Below are 15,880 nucleotides of genomic sequence, written 5' to 3' on the forward strand. Positions count from 1 at the left end.
TTCCATGAGCTTACTTCCGATTTTTTTAAAACTCGATGGACAGCCGGGGTTGCTGCTGGGCGCGGGCAACGTGGCGCTCGAAAAGATCAACAGCCTGCTGATAACGGGACTGCGCCTGCGCGTGATTGCGCCGGAGGCAAAGCCGGAGATTCAGCAACTTGCCCGCGAGAACCGGCTGGAGTGGATTCAGCGTCGCTTTGATCCGACCGACCTGGACGGCAACTTCGTGGTGATTGCCGCGACCGATGATCCCGAAGTGAATTCGACGGTCTATCGCGAAGCAGTTCGCCGGGGAATTTTGGTGAACAGCGTAGATGATCCCCCGCACTGTGACTTCTATTTCGGATCGGTGGTGCGGCGAGGCGATCTGCAGATCGCAATCTCGACGGCAGGGGAAAGCCCCGCCGTTGCTCAGCGCCTTCGGCGCGAAATTGATGCGCGGTTGTCAGCGGATATCGGGCCATGGCTCAAAAATCTCGGCGAGTTCAGGCGCGAAGTTCTGGCGACCCTTCCGCCAGGCGACGACCGCAAGGCTTTGCTGCATGAAATGGCGGAGCGGCAGTTTTTCGATTCAAGCTCGACGCCATCGGGCCTCTCGGAAAACTTCACCCCGAGCCAATCCGAAGAGAGTGCGGAAGACAAAGTGTTTCTTGTCGGCGCAGGGCCGGGCGACCCGGATCTGCTTACCGTGAAAGCGCAGCGGCTCATTCAGTCCGCCGATGTCATCCTGCATGACGATCTTGTCCCCCCGGCGATTCTGGAGCTGGCTGCGCCGTCCGCCGAAGTCCTAAACGTCGGCAAGCGCTGCGGCACGAAGAACATTACGCAGGAGGAAATTCATGCCCTGATGATTGCGCATGCCTCGACCGGGCGACGCGTAGTGAGACTGAAGTGCGGGGATCCTCTGATTTTTGGTCGCGCGGCTGAAGAAATGAAAGCGCTGACGGATGCTGGAGTAGCCTTCGAAGTCGTACCCGGAATCACGGCTGCTTTCGCGGCTGCTGCGGCAATTCCCTGCTCGCTGACCGATCGCAATGCGGCTTCAAACGTGATCTTCTCGACCGGCCATCACGCACAATCGCACAATCACGCATCCATACCAGAAATCGAAGATGCCACCCGCGTGGTTTACATGCCGGGCCGCGATCTCACCCTGCTGGCTCTTGAATGGCTTGAGGAAGGCCTGCCAGCCGATTTTCCGTGCGCCATTGTGTCCCACGCCGCGCAACCGGGGCAGCAGGTGCAGCGAACCACTCTTGGCGAGTTGGGTAAGGTGCACCCAACCCAGTCGCCCAGCCTGCTGATTGCCGGTTGGGGAGTGCGCGACATGGCAGACAATCGCATTCGCAAGGCCGCCGGCCGAGCCGTTATCGCGTAATTTCGACCGCCCACCTGCCAGGTTCGCATTCAGTCCGAGGCACTCTCGACCTTTATACTGAAGTGTTTGTTGAATCAATCAGGCAGGCGGTCCTATTGCCTGTTGATGGGAGCGACATTGCCTCAGGCAGAGATCGGGATTATTGGCGGCAGCGGGCTTTACTCGATGCCCGGATTTACCAACGTCCACGAAGAACAGGTTGAAACACCCTTTGGCGAACCGTCCGACCCGTTCGTGCTCGGCGAACTGGAGGGACGCAAGGTAGCTTTCCTTGCCCGCCATGGGCGCGGCCACCGGATTTTGCCCTCCGAACTGAACTTCCGCGCCAACATCTACGCATTCAAGAAGCTTGGGGTAGAGCGGATTCTCTCGGTCTCGGCTGTCGGATCGCTTAAGGAAGAGCACAAGCCGACGGATTTTGTGATTCCCGACCAGTTCATCGATCGCACATTTCACCGCATCTCCACGTTTTTTGGCGATGGCATCGTCGGCCATGTAGCGTTCGGCGACCCTGTGTGCTCCGTCGTTGCCATGGCAGCAGAAACGGGATGCACGAGCGTCGGTGTCGTCGGCAAACTGGGCGGAACGTACGTTTGCATGGAAGGCCCGCAGTTCTCCACCAAGGCCGAATCGAATCTCTACCGCAGCTGGGGCGCCGACGTAATCGGCATGACCAACCTGCAGGAAGCAAAGCTCGCCCGCGAAGCGGAGATCTGCTATGCCACCGTCGCCATGGTCACCGACTACGACTGCTGGCGAGAGGGTCACGATGCGGTGACGATTGAAGAGATCGTCGCCGTATTGCACCAGAACGCCGAGAACGCCTGCAAGATGGTGAAGGCCGCGGTTGCCGCAATGCCGGCAGACCGGACCTGCGCGTGCGCATCGGCAGCAAAGTTTGCCGTACTCACGCAGCCAGATGCAATTCCAGCCGCCGCCAAGGAGCGGCTGAAACTACTTTTCGGCAAGTATCACGGCTGGTAGCACCAGATTCATCTATTCATCAAACCCAGAGAGGATTTTGCATGGCAATTACTGTTGTAGGCAGCGTCGCCTTTGACACTGTCGAGACACCGTCGGGACGCAAAGAGCGCTGCCTCGCCGGCGCCGCCACTTACTTTTCCCTCGCCGCAAGCTTTTTCACGGATGTCCGCGTCATCGCAGTCGTCGGCGAAGATTTCGGCGCGAGCGAGCAAGCCGTCTTCGATGCCCGCGAGATCGACACCACAGGCATCCAGCATGCGCCCGGCAAAACCTTCTTCTGGCAAGGCTCGTATCTTGAGAATCTCAACGAGGCCCGGACGCTCCAAACCGATCTCAATGTCTTTGCCGGCTTCGAACCCAAAATCCCCGACGCGTATCGCGATTCGCAGTTCCTCTTCCTCGCAAACATCGATCCTGTTCTTCAACGCCGTGTTCGTGAGGCCACGCCCCACGCGAAATTGGTTGCCGGCGACACAATGAATTACTGGATCAAGGACCACAAGCCCGCACTGCTCGAAGTGCTCAAAGGCCTCGACATCCTCCTCATCAACGACACCGAAACACGCATGCTCGCCGGCAACAGCAATCTCGTCCTCGCAGCGCGCGCCGTGATGGAGATGGGCCCGCGCATGCTCGTTGTCAAGCATGGAGAATACGGTGCAACGCTCTTCCACAAGGCAATTCCCGGCGCCCCCGATTCACGCACCTTCAAAACTCCCGCCTTCCCTCTTGAGCAAGTCACTGACCCCACGGGCGCGGGCGACAGCTTCGGCGGCGGATTCTTCGGCTATCTCGCCTCGCAGCGCGAACTCACGCCCGGCGTCTTCCGGCGCGCCATGTTCTATGGCTCTGTCATGGGCTCGTTCACCGTGGAGCGATTTGGAACCGAGCGCCTGCAGCAATTGACGCGCGAAGAGATCGACCACCGCTTCAACCTGTTCCGCGAGTTGACGCACCTTGACTGAAGAGCCGATTCGCCGCCCCATCAGCCGCAATGAGTGGCTGGTGGTGGTGGCGTCTACGGCGATCATGTCTGCGCTTGCAAGCCTGTGGAGTTGGCGTCACGGCGCGATGCTCAATTATGGAGACGCCGTAGCGCACCTGCACATTGCACGACGCGTCATTGATTCGCATCGGCCCGGCCTGTCGCAACTTGGCTCAGTCTGGCTTCCACTGCCGCATCTGCTGATGATCCCCTTTGTTGCGGTCTATGCGTGGTGGGCCAACGGAATTGCGGGGATGATCCCTTCGGCACTGGCCTATATTGCCGGATGCGCAGGGGTGTATCGTCTTGCGCGTCACTGGCTGCGCCCATCCGCGGCAATTGTGGCTCTCGCTTTTTTCGCGCTGAACGCGAACCTGCTTTACCTCCAGACCACGGCCATGACGGAGCCATTATTTCTCTGCGAAATGATCTGGCTCGCAGTGTGGCTGGTGGAGTGGCGCGGAGCCCTCAATAACGATCCACCTCGCGCGGCGCGCTTATTATGCGGCATCGCGCTGGTTCTCGTGGCGGCAGTTTTTACACGGTATGACGGCTGGATCCTGGCCCTTCTGGCGTGGACTTCCGTCGGTATCGTGCAGCTTCGCATCAGCACCCTCCGCTCGCGAACCTTCTGGATCGCGAGTGCTGTCGTGGTTGCGGCTCCATTGGTTTGGTTCACGTACAACGCAGTCGTCTTCGGAGACTGGCTCGACTTCGCGCGCGGTCCGTACTCTGCGGCAGCAATCGAAATACGCACCGCAACACCCGGATCAGGCCCCCCGCATCCGGGTTGGCACAACCCGTGGGTATCGCTCCTATTTTTCGTCAAGTGCGCCAAGATGGACGTCGCGCCGGAATCATGGGGCAACTTCACGCTGACGCTTGCGCTTCTTGGCGCCGCGTGGGGATGGCTTACGACGCGTCGACGGGCATTCCAGTGGACGCTGTTCCTGTGGCTGCCAATTCCCTTCTACGCGTATTCGATCGCATTTGGTTCTGTGCCGATCTTTCTTCCCGTATGGTGGCCGCACTCCTGGTACAACACGCGCTATGGGATGGAAATGCTCCCGGCCTTCGCTCTCGGATTGGGGTTTGTGGCGCAATTCGTGATTGCGGTTTTCCGCGAATTCAAGCGAAGCTTGGTACCCTTCGCCGCCACCGCAATCTACGCGATCGTAGGCGTCAATGCGTGGGCAGTTCTTCGCGATCATCCTTTGACCTACGTTGAAGGCACCAAGAACATTGAGTCGCGCCGCGCCTTCGAAGTCGAAATACCCCCCGTGTTACGCGCGCTGCTGGCGACGCGGCCTGATGCGCCGGTTCTGATGGGGACGTCGGTATATCCGAATCTGGTGGCGTTTACCGGGATCCCGTTGCGACAGACGATCAACGAGAGTGACAAGGAGTATTTCTCCGATGCGCTGGCTGCTCCCGCCACGCATGCCGCAATCGTGGTTGCGTTCGATGACGACGATATCGATCGCGCGGTAAAGGCTCATCCTGATGGGCTCAGATTTGTGCGGCGTTTTAATTGTCACGGGCAGAAATCCGGCACAGTTTACGTCTCCGATACCCCGCCAGTCACGAAAGCTGCGGAGCGGTGATAGCATCAGCCAAGGTGGCAGCCATGTGCACGACATTGGCCAACATTTCGACGCCTTTCGGCTTCAGCTGGCTGCAGCAGGTCGACGTTTTCAACGGCGCCATTCCGCGGCTGATCGTTGCGTCACTGTTGGGCGCTCTCATCGGTCTGGAGCGCGAGTACAAGCGCCGATCTGCCGGTGTGCGCACGAACCTTCTTATCTGTCTCGGCGCGGCATTCTTCACGCTGCTCTCGGCAGTGCTGGCGGGAGATGGAAGCCCAAACAAAGGTCAGGTAGCGTCAAACATCGTTCAAGGCATTGGATTCCTTGGCGCGGGATTGATCATTCACAACCGCAGCCGCATCAGCGGACTGACCAGTGCCGCCAGCGTCTGGGTAGTCGCATCCATCGGCATGGCGTGTGGCGCGGGTTTGCTCGCCGCCGCTGCTGTGGCCACCGTAATCGTGGTAGTCGCTCTCGAATTGGTCGGCTTTCTTGAGCGCCGGGCCAGCATCAAAATCTATTCGCTCATCTATGAAGCCCGCGGAGACGATCAGACGGCTATGCTTCGCTCGATTCTCGACGCGATGGATAAAGCCGGCGAGCGGTTGGCCGACTTTGCGACAAATGCGATAGGCGATCTGCAGCGCGTGACCTTCACCATAACCGCTACCAAGAAACAGCATGAACGTCTGCACGGCAGGCTTCTCTCGGAGGCGGCGATCAACGAGCTGCTCAATTTCCGCGATCCGGAGGAAGATTGATTCCCTTCGCCAAGGCACACGCGTGCGGCAATGATTTTCTGATTGTGACCGAAGATTCAGCAGCCAGGCGCGACTGGGCAGAACTGACGCGTCACCTCTGCGCGCGCAACACAGGTGTCGGCGCGGACGGTATCGAGTTCTTTGCCTGGACTGGCTCCAAGTCCGGACGAGTCCGGCTTCACAACGCAGACGGCTCGATTGCGGAGATCAGCGGTAACGGAACCCGTTGCGTTGCCGCCTGGATGAGCGCGATGATCGGCGCAAAGGCTGGCGACGAGTTGCGCATTGAGACGGATGCCGGCCTTCGCATCTGCCGGATCAACAACGTGCTCGCAGAGGACGGCTACGCGGTCGAAGTCACGACAGGCATGGGAATTCCCAGTGCCGCGCGCAAGATTGTGACGCTGGCGAACGGCCGTCCCGTGGAAGGAATCGCGGTCTCCACTGGCAATCCACATTTTGTGATCGCCGTCGATAACCCGGACTTCGCAGTCGCCGGGAATGCGTGGCAGGCAATTGGCGCAGAGATTTGCGCCCACTCTGATTTTCTGCACCAGACCAATGTTGAATTTATGCGCATCATAGGTCCGGGAGAAATTGAAATCCGCATCTTCGAGCGCGGCGTTGGCCCCACGACTTCTTCGGGAACCGGGACTTCCGCCTCTGCAACCGCTGCGATTGCATTTCATGCCTGCACCTCTCCCTTGCGCGTCGTTTCGCTGGGAGGAGCGCAGACGGTGAGTTGGCGAGGGGTGGGTAGCGAATTGGAACTGACCGGGCCCGCAACCTTGATTGCGCGCGGCGAGGCTTGGTGCGGATGACGACCGGATCAAAGCCGCTCATGCCCCTCGGCCCGATTCAATCCGGCGCCGGCGTCAATGTCATCTCGCCCGCGTCGTTCGCAATTCCGGCACGGGTCGACCTCGGCATGGAACGGCTTCAGAAGCTCGGATACGCGCCGCGTCTTGGACCAAATACGCAGGCGCGCGGCCCGCTGTTCTTCGCCGGAACCTCGGAAGAGCGCATCGCAGACATGCACGCGGCATTTGCTGATCCTGAAACGAGTTTCGTAGCAGCCGTCCGGGGCGGCTACGGGTCGGGCTACTTGCTGGAAGCAGTGGATCTTAAGCTCATCGCCGATCATCCGAAGCCTTTCTTTGCCTACAGCGACATGACCGGCCTGCAGCTTTGGCTCCTGGACAAACTTGGGCTTCCTGCATTTCACGGCCCGATGGTTGCTGCAGATTTCTACGTTGAGGATGGCGTGCATCTCGAAAGCTTTCAGGCAGCGCTCGCGGGCCGGCCCTATTCTGTCGGAACCACGGAAGGAATGCGCACTCTCAAGCCTGGTTCAGCGCGCGGCACGCTCTACGGCGGATGCCTCAGCATTTTGGCCGCCTTGATTGGAACACCCTGGGAGCCGGCAACGGAAAACAAGCTTCTGTTTATCGAGGATGTTGGGGCAAAGCCGTACCAGGTTGACCGCATGCTCTGGCAATTGCGTCAGGCAGGAAAGCTCGACGACGTGCGTGGCATCGTCTTCGGGGAAATGCTCAATTGCACCTCGCCAGGCGCGCCTGAGAATCTGCTGGACGACGCGATCCTCTCCGCGCTCAACGGAATCGAGGTCCCCATCGCATTCGGGTTACGCAGCGGACACGTCTCGCGTCAGAACGTCACATTGATCTTCGGCATCGAGGCCGAACTACACGCCGACGACGAGGCTCAACTCACGCTAGTTGAACCGGCGGTGCGATCTTGACTCCGACACGCAAGCACATTCATCTCACCGGCATCTGCGGCACGGCAATGGCCTCGCTGGCCGGCCTTCTTCAACTCGAGGGTCATCGCATTTCGGGTTCAGACAAAGCCGCTTATCCGCCCATGAGCGATTTGTTGCATTCACTTGGAATTCCGATACTCGAACCGTATTCCGAATCGAACCTCGATCCTGCGCCTGACCTCGTCGTCATTGGAAACGCGCTTTCCCGCGGCAATCCCGAAGTAGAACGCGTGCTAGATGAGCGAATGCCCTTCACCTCCATGGCGGCACTGGTGCGCGAGGAATTCCTGAAAGGACGCGAATCGCTAGTCGTGGCCGGAACACATGGCAAAACGACGACGACGAGCATGTTGTCATGGATTTATCAGGCCGCATCGCATGAAAACGCCGCGCTCGAGCCGTCATTCCTGATCGGCGGCGTCGCAGAAAACTTCGGAACCAGTTTTCAGCTTCGCCCCACGCACACCTTCATCATTGAAGGCGACGAATACGATACAGCGTTCTTCGACAAGGGGCCCAAGTTTCTCCACTACTTCCCTGACGCGCTCATCCTCACGCACGTGGAGTTTGACCACGCAGACATTTACGCCGATCTCGAAGCGGTGAAGATCGCATTCAAGCGGCTCGTGAACCTTGTGCCGCGTCGTGGCCTGCTGGTTGCGTTTGACGGCAGCCCGAATGTTGACGAGTGCATCAGCAAGGCCTTCTGTCGCGTGGAGCGCTATGGATTCAAAGCTGAATCCGACTGGCAGATTCGCAACCTGCGCTACGCAGACGGCAAAACAAAATGGGAAGTTTGGCACCATGGCGGGCTTTGGTCAGAACTCGCAATGCAACTTGCAGGCGAACACAATGCGCTGAATGCCACAGCGGCGGTCGCATTGGCTTCCGGTCAGGGCATTCGCAAAGACGCAATCCGCTCAGCCCTGGCAAGCTTCAAAAGTGTAAAGCGACGGCTCGAAGTTCGCGATGTTATCCGCGGCATTACCATCATCGATGATTTCGCGCATCATCCCACTGCGATTCGTGAAACCCTGCGCGCGCTGCGATCGGTGTACCCAGATGCGCGCATTTGGGCGGTTCTGGAACCGCGCTCAAACACGCTGCGGCGCAAGGTGCTGGAGAACGATCTGATTGAGAGCCTGCGCCTGGCAGATCGCGTAATGATGACAGGTGTCTATCAGCAGCAGCGCATTCCGGACGCGGAGCGGCTTCATCCCGAGGACGTTGTCGACGCGCTGAGTGCTGCGGGAACGCCGGCCGAACTGCATCCGGATGCAACCGAGATCATCGCGAGTATCGCACCTCGACTGCAATCCGGCGATGTGGTCGCCATCCTCTCCAATGGCGGCTTCGACGACATCTATGAGAAACTTCCTGCGCGACTCAGAACTCGTCAGGACTGATCGCGAAAGCCCGCCATGATCGCTTCACTGCTCCTCCTCATCACGTTCGTCATTCTGGGAATTCCCACCGCAATCATTTTCATTCCATGGTCCATCATCACCGGCAATGTTCTGCCGCTATACAACGCGACGCAGATGATTGTCAGGAGCGGATACTTTCTTGCGCGCATCCATATCGAGGTGAAGGGCCGCGAAAACGTCCCGGCAAACACTGCCTGCATCTTCATGGCAAACCACGTTTCGAACCTCGACCCGCCTGCGCTGATTCCAAATATTCCTGGACGCACGTCCGCGTTTCTCAAACGCTCGCTCATGCACGTTCCGGTGCTTGGCTGGGGATTTCGGCAAGGCGAGTTCATCCCCGTCGATCGCGACGGCCGCAAGGAAAGCGCCCAAGAGAGCATCGCCGCTGCGCGTCTAGTACTTTCGAAAGGTGTGCACATCACGACGTTTGTGGAAGGAACACGGTCAAAGGATGGCCGCATGCTCCCCTTCAAGAAGGGCCCCTTCTACCTTGCGCAGGAGACCGGGGCGCCTTGCATCCCGGTTTCCATCTGGGGAACCGAAACGATGATGTCGAAGGGCAGCATGCGGATTCGCCCCGGCACCGCGCACGTCACGTTTCATCCGCCCATTTTTCCGGCCGATTATGCATCAAGAGAAGACCTGATGGCTGCCGTACGCACTGCAATCGCTTCAGGCCTGCCCGAGTGGATGCGTACCTAGATTCCTCACGCTATTCGACGATGGCGTTATAGCCGTCGTTCAGCAACTTTTGGCGCGTCGCATTTGCGTCGTTGCGATTCGCAAATGGACCGGTCTGCACGTGGATAAGGTTGTCGCCGACTTCGCGGCGGGCTGTAGCTGCGTAGCCCCGCTTGCGCAGCGCATTCACAAGCACTTCCGCATCCTCGGGATGCGACACCGCTGCAATCTGCACCATCCAGCCCTGGACCTGCGTCATCGCCGGTTGCACCTGAAGAACAGAAGCGGGTTGCGACCCGTTGGTTTGCCCCACAAGCGCAGGATGCACCTGGGAATCAATTGCCGGCCTTACCTGAGCCTGCGGCGTGCCTGGATTCCCTGCCACGACAGCGGTCTGTGTCGCGATTGGCGGTCTAACGCTGCCCGATGTATCGGTAGAGCTATCAGCCCTTGCAATCGCCTGTGGCCGCGCCGGTGGCTGCCCTGCCGCTCCGGGCTTGGAACCCGAGCCCGTTGGAGCTGGGAGAGGCTTGGAGTCTCGGGATGGCGAAGACACTGCCGCCGACTCCGACGAAGATCGATGGCCAACAAAGTATCCGATGCTGAAACAGACAGTGCAGAGAACCAGAAGACCGCAGCAGAGAGCGAAGAACATGCCGCCCCCAATGGTGAGTTCGGCGTCCTGGCCTTTCTCTGCAGCTTCCAGTTCATCCTTGCTGAAGTCTCGAATCATTCTTCGCCCTTGGAATCAGGAAATCACTGGATAAGTTCTCGCGAACTCGGTTCTACGAGTTGTCACTCGCGGACTTCGGAGGCATTGAGGCCGGTGTCAGCTTGTTCAGCATTTGCATCAGTTCAATAGGCAACGGGAACACGATCGTTGTGTTCTTTTCGACGCCGATTTCGGTGAGCGTCTGCAGATAGCGAAGCTGTAGCGTAAGAGGCTGTGTCGCCAGCAGGGCGGCCGCGTCCACGAGTTTCTGCGCTGCGTCGAACTCGCCCTGTGAGTGAAGAACCTTCGCGCGGGCTTCGCGCGCTGCCTCAGCCTGCTTGGCCATGGCGCGCAGCATCTGCTCCGGCAGATCCACCTGCTTGACTTCGACTGAGATCACCTTGACCCCGAACGGCTCCGTGCGCTGATCGATGATGGTCTGGATCTTCAAATTCAGCTTGTCGCGATGACTGAGAAGCTCGTCCAATTCCACTTCGCCCAGGACCGAACGCAGCGTTGTCTGCGCAAATTGCGAGGTCTGGTAGACGTAGTTCGCCACCTTGATGGCTGCAGCATTGGGGTCGACGACGTACAAGGTCACGACCGCATTCACCTTGAGCGTCACGTTGTCGCGCGTGATTACATCCTGGGCTGGAACTTCCAGCACTTCCTGCCTTAGCGAAATGCGCACCATCTGATCCATGGGCCGGAAAACCGCAATGATTCCCGGGCCTTTCGGAGGCGTCAAAGCTCGACCAAAGCGAAAAATAACCGCGCGTTCATAGTCGCGGAGAATCTTGATTGAATTGACGAGATACAAGGCAAAAATCGCGACGACAATCAGAATCGGAGTTAGCATTTCCACTTCCCTCACTCAGCACGGATTGTACTCTCGCGTGCTCTACGCAGCGGTTTGCGGGGGTTTGGGCTGTTCGAGGGGTGCAACCCTCAACATGTATTGTTCGTGCCCCACCACGCGCAATCGTGAACCAACGGGAACCGGTTCGCTCGCCACCGCGTTCCAGATCTCGCCTTCCACCAGTACGTGCCCTTCCGGTGCAAGCGCTTCCATCGCCGAGGCCGTGCTCCCTATCAGTGCATCGGCTCCCAGACGAGCTTTCAGTCGACGTGCACGCCACGCCAGGCGCACCAGAAAGACGGTGATGCCCCCAAACCCGACACTCACGGCAATCGCAACCCATGGGCGAATCTGCAGCTCCGGGATCGGCGCGGCAATCAGGGTCAGCATCCCAAATGTCAGACACACAATCCCCGTCAATGCGAGCGCGCCGTGGCCGCCAAACTTCGCTTCCAGAAACATCAGGGCAAATGCCGCAATCAGCAATAAAACTGCCGTAAATCGAATAGGCAGCAGGTCGAGAGCGAAGACCCCCAGCAGCACCATCAACGTTCCCAGGGCTCCCGGTACGATCGTTCCCGGCGTGTTGAATTCGAGATAAATCAGCAGGGCTCCACCCACCAGCAGCAGAAGCGCGATGTTGGGGTTTACTAGCCAACCGAGGAGATTCTCGCGCATGGTGGGCTGCACAACTTCGATTTGTGCGTTTTTCGTATGGAGGGTCAGCTTCGAGCCGTCCATCAGCGTAATCTGCCGCCCGTCGATCGTATCGAGCAGTTGCCCGTCATTGGGCGCGATCACGTCGATCAGGTGCTTGTCCAGCGCCTCTTCCGCAGTGTACGAGTGCGATGATGCAACCGCGGCGATCGCAGCTTCGCTGTTGCGATTGTGTTTAGTGACGTACGACCGCAGAAATGCTTCTGCGTCGTTCTCCACCTTCTGGCTCAGAACCTCATCGGGCTTTCCACCCTCGAAGACGACGTGCGCTGCGCCCGCATTGGTTCCAGGCGCCATCGCGGCGATATCGGCCGCCTCCAACAGAAAGAATCCCGCAGAGCCGGCGCGCGCGCCTGCAGGAGCAACATAGACAATGACAGGTACGCGGGAACTGAGGATCGCGCCTGCCATACTTCGCATGGAATCGACCAGGCCCCCAGGCGTATTGATCTCGATCAGCAGAGCGGCGGCCCCCTGGCTATTCGCGTGCGCGATGGCGCGCTCCAGCAGGCCGGCGCTCACTGACTGAATGGTGTCGTCGAGAACAAGTTTGTCAACCACCGGCTGCTGTGCGCGCACCGCTCCCGCGCATGCCAGCCCGATCATTGCGATCAGGCTGAAGAGTTCGCGGAACTTGAATCCACCCACGTGCCGAAGCATGGCTTGCTCCAATCGCTACGGTTTCTTTCCGGACCTCGCCTCGATTTCCCGGTTTAGTTCCTTTGCTACTGCGCTGCCGGGATCCATTTTCAGAGCCTCTCCAACATCGCGGCTTGCCTCGTCCATGTGATTTGCCGCCAAATCGAGCCTTCCCAGCACCAGGTACGCATCCAGCGAGGGCGAGATCTTCAATGCCTCATTCGCTTCTTTGCGCGCAGCATTCAAGTCTCCGGTGCGCTCCCGAACTGCTGCCAACCCGGCATGAGCTTCGGCGAGCGAGCCATCGTCCGTCTCCGCTGTCTGATACAACCGCTCGGCTTCGAGCAGCAGCCCGCGATTGAAATAGTCTTTGGCACGGGCGGCCAGTTTCACAGCCCGGTCGTGAGCTGGAAGCGCTGCCAGCCGGGTTGCCTCCATTTGGTCCATCACCATCGCCGCCTGCTTGAATGCAACCGCATCGAAGGTACGCACGATGCGCTCGAGCGGTTCACCCGGATCATCGCCATCCGCCGACTTGGGGGCCTTCCACGCCCCAAGCACTTGTTGAGCCTCTGTGTCGCTTGGCCGAAGCTTCAGACACTGGTTCAGCTCGTTCAAAGCACTGGCGTCGGAACCGTGGTGCTTGAGGCTCACAGCGAGGTTGAAGTGGTAGTCGGCATTATTCGGGTCAGCAGCGGCAGCCTGCACAAATAAGCCGGTGCCGTCGTGATCCTGGCGGCTAACAGCGACACCCTCGTTGTTCAGCACTTCGCCAAGCGGCAACTCGCGCGCCACCCCCGCAAAGGCATCCTCTGCCTGCTTATAAGAACCAGAATAGAGCAGGGAAAGCCCACGGTAGAAGCCTGCTTCCAGAACATCCGGGTCGTTAGGACTCACCTTTGCAAACGATGAGGCAGCTTCATCATATTGCTGTCCGTTGAAGTCCTCGCGTCCAAGCGCTATCCATGCCGGGCTGAAATTAGGGCTGAGCGTAACGGCCTGCTTCAAGTGACGCTCGCGCTCCTGCTGGTCCGGCTCTGAGATACCGCGAATGTACTGTTCGAACGAGTCGAGACGGAGCGCGGCTCCAGCGGCAAGAAATGTATCCTGCGCAACGCTGAATCCCGGATCCATGATGCGGGTCAAGCGCCACGCGAGCGAATCAAATACAGCAATCAGGTCGCGCATCTCACCACGCGCCATCACCGCGTCGCTCATGCGCAGATGGGGAACGTCAAGAACGCGCGCTTCGGCCACGATGCCGGTCCCCTCCATGCGATAGCTTCCCACGATGATGGAGTCGACATCCAGCGTCTGCGACAGCTTGAGGGCACTGGCCCGCGAGGGCTGAAACTGCTGTGGCAGGCCAAGATGGTCGAGCGCGTACATGCGGTCCTCGCGACGCATCGGAGCGAAGCCGGCGGACGCAAACCGCGCATCCAGAATCTCGGGTGCAGCTTCGCGAATCCATTCGAGGTTCGGCTGCCCTGTTCCATTGTCGAAAGGCAAGACCAGCAGAATCCGGTTTTTCCCGGCGTTTCCGGCGTCAGCTGCGGCCGCCTGGGCATTTGCGTTGGCATTCAACATCAGGCCCGCGAGCGACAGCAATCCGGCGCATCGAAGCATCGGCCGCATCCATCCGCGAAATCGAATCAGAATGACCACAATAGGCTTGATTATAGGTGTTTTGGCTTGTTCACCGCAGTATCTCGAAGGTGTCGTGCGGTCAGCGTGCGGGGCGCGGCAACTCGACGCTGGCTTCGAACTGTCGATTGAATCGGATCAGTGCGATCCACTGGGCGTGGTCCTGGCGCTCCCAGTTCAACGTCCCATGCAGGCGCATGGCAATTTCTTCGGGCGGCAGGTCGTGATGCAAGCCAAAGTACTTCTCGTCGAGGGCTTCGCTCTTCGGTCCGAGGCTCAATAGCAGCGAGGGAGGATCGTATTTGGTCGAAAAAACCAGGGCTGTCGAGTAGCCGCCGGGGTCATCCGCGGCGCGATCGATCTGTTCTGAGGTGAAGTCCTCGAGGCGATAGACCTGGTAGGGCGTCTTTACGTAGCCCAGTTCCGGCTTGGTGAGTTCATCGGTAACGGGCCACGCGGAGAGAACGGTGGATCCGGCGTAGCGCTTGTTGAGCTGCGCGATGCCGGCCATATGCAAGCGAATTACGCGAGCATATTCCAGGTTGTCCTCGGGTGCAAAGCGGTAGGGCGGGTTGATAAAGAGGCCTGCGACAAATGCCGAAGCCGAGAAAAGTGCCAGCGCCTGCCAAAACGGTACGCGTCGCGAGAATGTAGAGACGGCGACGAGCAAGACCAGCGGATACATCGGCAGCAGGTAGCGAGTGAGAAGAGCGCCTCCGAGAATGCTGAAAAACGCGGCGTTCGCGACGAGGATAAAAAAGATTCGCCACAAAACCGCAGCACTGACGCGAGGCCGCTCGCGAACTTCAACATCAGGGCGTGGGCTCAGCATCAAAGCGGCGATGGTCAGCAGCGACGGCACAAACATATTCATGTGCGCCGTAAGATGGAGAAGGCGGTGACCGAATGCCGCCAGAAAACGTGCCGGTTCGAAGTTGGCCTGGGCGTTGTACTTGAGAAATGCGGGATTGCCGAAGACAAATCCGGTTTTGGCGAAGTGCCAGCCATACCATGCGATGAGCGGAACAACGCAACTTGCGAACCAGCCGGCATCAGCCCAGCGCTTCTTCCTATCCGGCGGCCCTGAACGAAATCCATCCACCAGTGCCATCACCGCCAGAGTCATCGGAATCACGATGGCGCTCTCTTTTGAAAGCACGGCAGCGGTAAACCACAAGGCGGCGACCCATGATCGCCGATTGCCGTCGGGCAGTGCATAAACCAACCCCCACAGGGCGAAGGCGGCAGCAAAGATGTCGGCCTGGGCGAGAGTGCTCTGTGCAAACCAGATGGGGTACAACGCCGTCAGCACCACTGTCCAGAAGGCGACTTGGCCAGAGCCAGCGATTCGATGCGCGAGTCTCCACACCGCGAGAAGGCCGATGGAGGCAATCATCAATACGGCTTGCCGCGTCACCTCCGGGTAGAACCCGGAAAGTTTCCACCACAGCGCAAGGTACACGCTGGGAAGCGGTGGATGCGCATTCGACATTGTGGTGGAGGGGATCAGCGAACCGGTGCGGAAAAAGTCCCACGCAGCGGGAATGTAATAGCCGGCCTCGTCCCAATAGTAGGGCAGGCGCAACAACGAAAAGTGACTGACGTAAAGCGCTGCAAAGATAACGGGAAACACCAGCCAGAGCGCGAATGGCGCGTCTATGCGTGGCTCGAGGATCGTTCTCAGACGCAATCGCTTGCTCATGAATTTGGCTTCTGAGCGC

14 protein-coding genes are annotated in these 15,880 nt (G+C 59.1%); 9 read left to right on the top strand and 5 right to left on the bottom strand.

All coding sequences use genetic code 11. From position 1 onward, the window contains the following. The first annotated feature begins 4 nt into the window (after positions 1-4). The 9 genes from cysG (at position 5) to VK574_RS05030 (ending at position 9,609) form a co-directional block, all read left to right on the top strand. Positions 5-1,378, top strand: coding sequence for a siroheme synthase CysG (cysG, locus tag VK574_RS04990; RefSeq protein WP_472798706.1), 1,374 nt, complete (start codon positions 5-7; stop codon positions 1,376-1,378). A gap of 117 nt (positions 1,379-1,495) precedes the next feature. Further along, positions 1,496-2,362, top strand: a complete 867-nt coding sequence (gene mtnP, locus VK574_RS04995; protein WP_472798707.1) for an S-methyl-5'-thioadenosine phosphorylase — start codon at positions 1,496-1,498, stop codon at positions 2,360-2,362. A 41-nt stretch (positions 2,363-2,403) separates the two neighbouring features. After that, positions 2,404-3,327, top strand: a complete 924-nt coding sequence (locus VK574_RS05000; RefSeq protein WP_472798708.1) for a PfkB family carbohydrate kinase — start codon at positions 2,404-2,406, stop codon at positions 3,325-3,327. Then, on the top strand, positions 3,320-4,951 hold the full coding sequence (locus VK574_RS05005) for a hypothetical protein (RefSeq protein ID WP_472798709.1): 1,632 nt from the start codon (positions 3,320-3,322) through the stop codon (positions 4,949-4,951). Before VK574_RS05000 ends, VK574_RS05005 begins: the two co-directional genes overlap by 8 nt. A 23-nt stretch (positions 4,952-4,974) precedes the next feature. Beyond that, a complete protein-coding gene (locus tag VK574_RS05010; RefSeq protein ID WP_472798710.1) occupies positions 4,975-5,694 on the top strand; it encodes an MgtC/SapB family protein in 720 nt (239 codons plus the stop codon). Beyond that, entirely contained in the window at positions 5,691-6,515 is an 825-nt protein-coding gene (dapF, locus tag VK574_RS05015) for a diaminopimelate epimerase (protein WP_472798711.1), read from the top strand. Before VK574_RS05010 ends, dapF begins: the two co-directional genes overlap by 4 nt. Then, entirely contained in the window at positions 6,512-7,456 is a 945-nt protein-coding gene (locus tag VK574_RS05020) for a S66 peptidase family protein (RefSeq protein ID WP_472798712.1), read from the top strand. Before dapF ends, VK574_RS05020 begins: the two co-directional genes overlap by 4 nt. 47 nt (positions 7,457-7,503) lie before the next feature. Continuing rightward, positions 7,504-8,883 (top strand): UDP-N-acetylmuramate:L-alanyl-gamma-D-glutamyl-meso-diaminopimelate ligase, encoded by a 1,380-nt coding sequence (gene mpl, locus VK574_RS05025; RefSeq protein WP_472798770.1) that lies wholly within the window; start codon positions 7,504-7,506, stop codon positions 8,881-8,883. Positions 8,884-8,898: 15 nt separating this feature from the next. Continuing rightward, a complete protein-coding gene (locus VK574_RS05030) occupies positions 8,899-9,609 on the top strand; it encodes a lysophospholipid acyltransferase family protein (RefSeq protein ID WP_472798713.1) in 711 nt (236 codons plus the stop codon). 10 nt (positions 9,610-9,619) lie between these two features. Here VK574_RS05030 and VK574_RS05035 read toward each other — a convergent pair whose 3' ends face one another. The 5 genes from VK574_RS05035 to VK574_RS05055 form a co-directional block, all read right to left on the bottom strand. Continuing rightward, positions 9,620-10,321 (bottom strand): SPOR domain-containing protein, encoded by a 702-nt coding sequence (locus tag VK574_RS05035; RefSeq protein WP_472798714.1) that lies wholly within the window; start codon positions 10,319-10,321, stop codon positions 9,620-9,622. Positions 10,322-10,373: 52 nt separating this feature from the next. Further along, positions 10,374-11,159 carry a slipin family protein gene (locus tag VK574_RS05040; protein ID WP_472798715.1) on the bottom strand — a complete coding sequence of 262 codons (786 nt, stop codon included), beginning with the start codon at positions 11,157-11,159 and terminating at the stop codon, positions 10,374-10,376. A gap of 42 nt (positions 11,160-11,201) precedes the next feature. Next, on the bottom strand, positions 11,202-12,536 hold the full coding sequence (locus tag VK574_RS05045; protein WP_472798716.1) for an NfeD family protein: 1,335 nt from the start codon (positions 12,534-12,536) through the stop codon (positions 11,202-11,204). 15 nt (positions 12,537-12,551) lie between these two features. Further along, a complete protein-coding gene (locus VK574_RS05050; protein ID WP_472798717.1) occupies positions 12,552-14,141 on the bottom strand; it encodes a tetratricopeptide repeat protein in 1,590 nt (529 codons plus the stop codon). A 100-nt stretch (positions 14,142-14,241) separates the two neighbouring features. Continuing rightward, the gene (locus VK574_RS05055; RefSeq protein WP_472798718.1) at positions 14,242-15,861 is read right to left on the bottom strand and encodes an ArnT family glycosyltransferase; all 1,620 of its coding nucleotides are present in this window, start codon (positions 15,859-15,861) and stop codon (positions 14,242-14,244) included. Positions 15,862-15,880: the final 19 nt, after the last annotated feature.

Origin of the sequence: Occallatibacter sp. (assembly GCF_035317045.1) — a bacterium.
In the GTDB taxonomy this organism is placed as follows: Bacteria; Acidobacteriota; Terriglobia; order Terriglobales; family Acidobacteriaceae; genus Telmatobacter.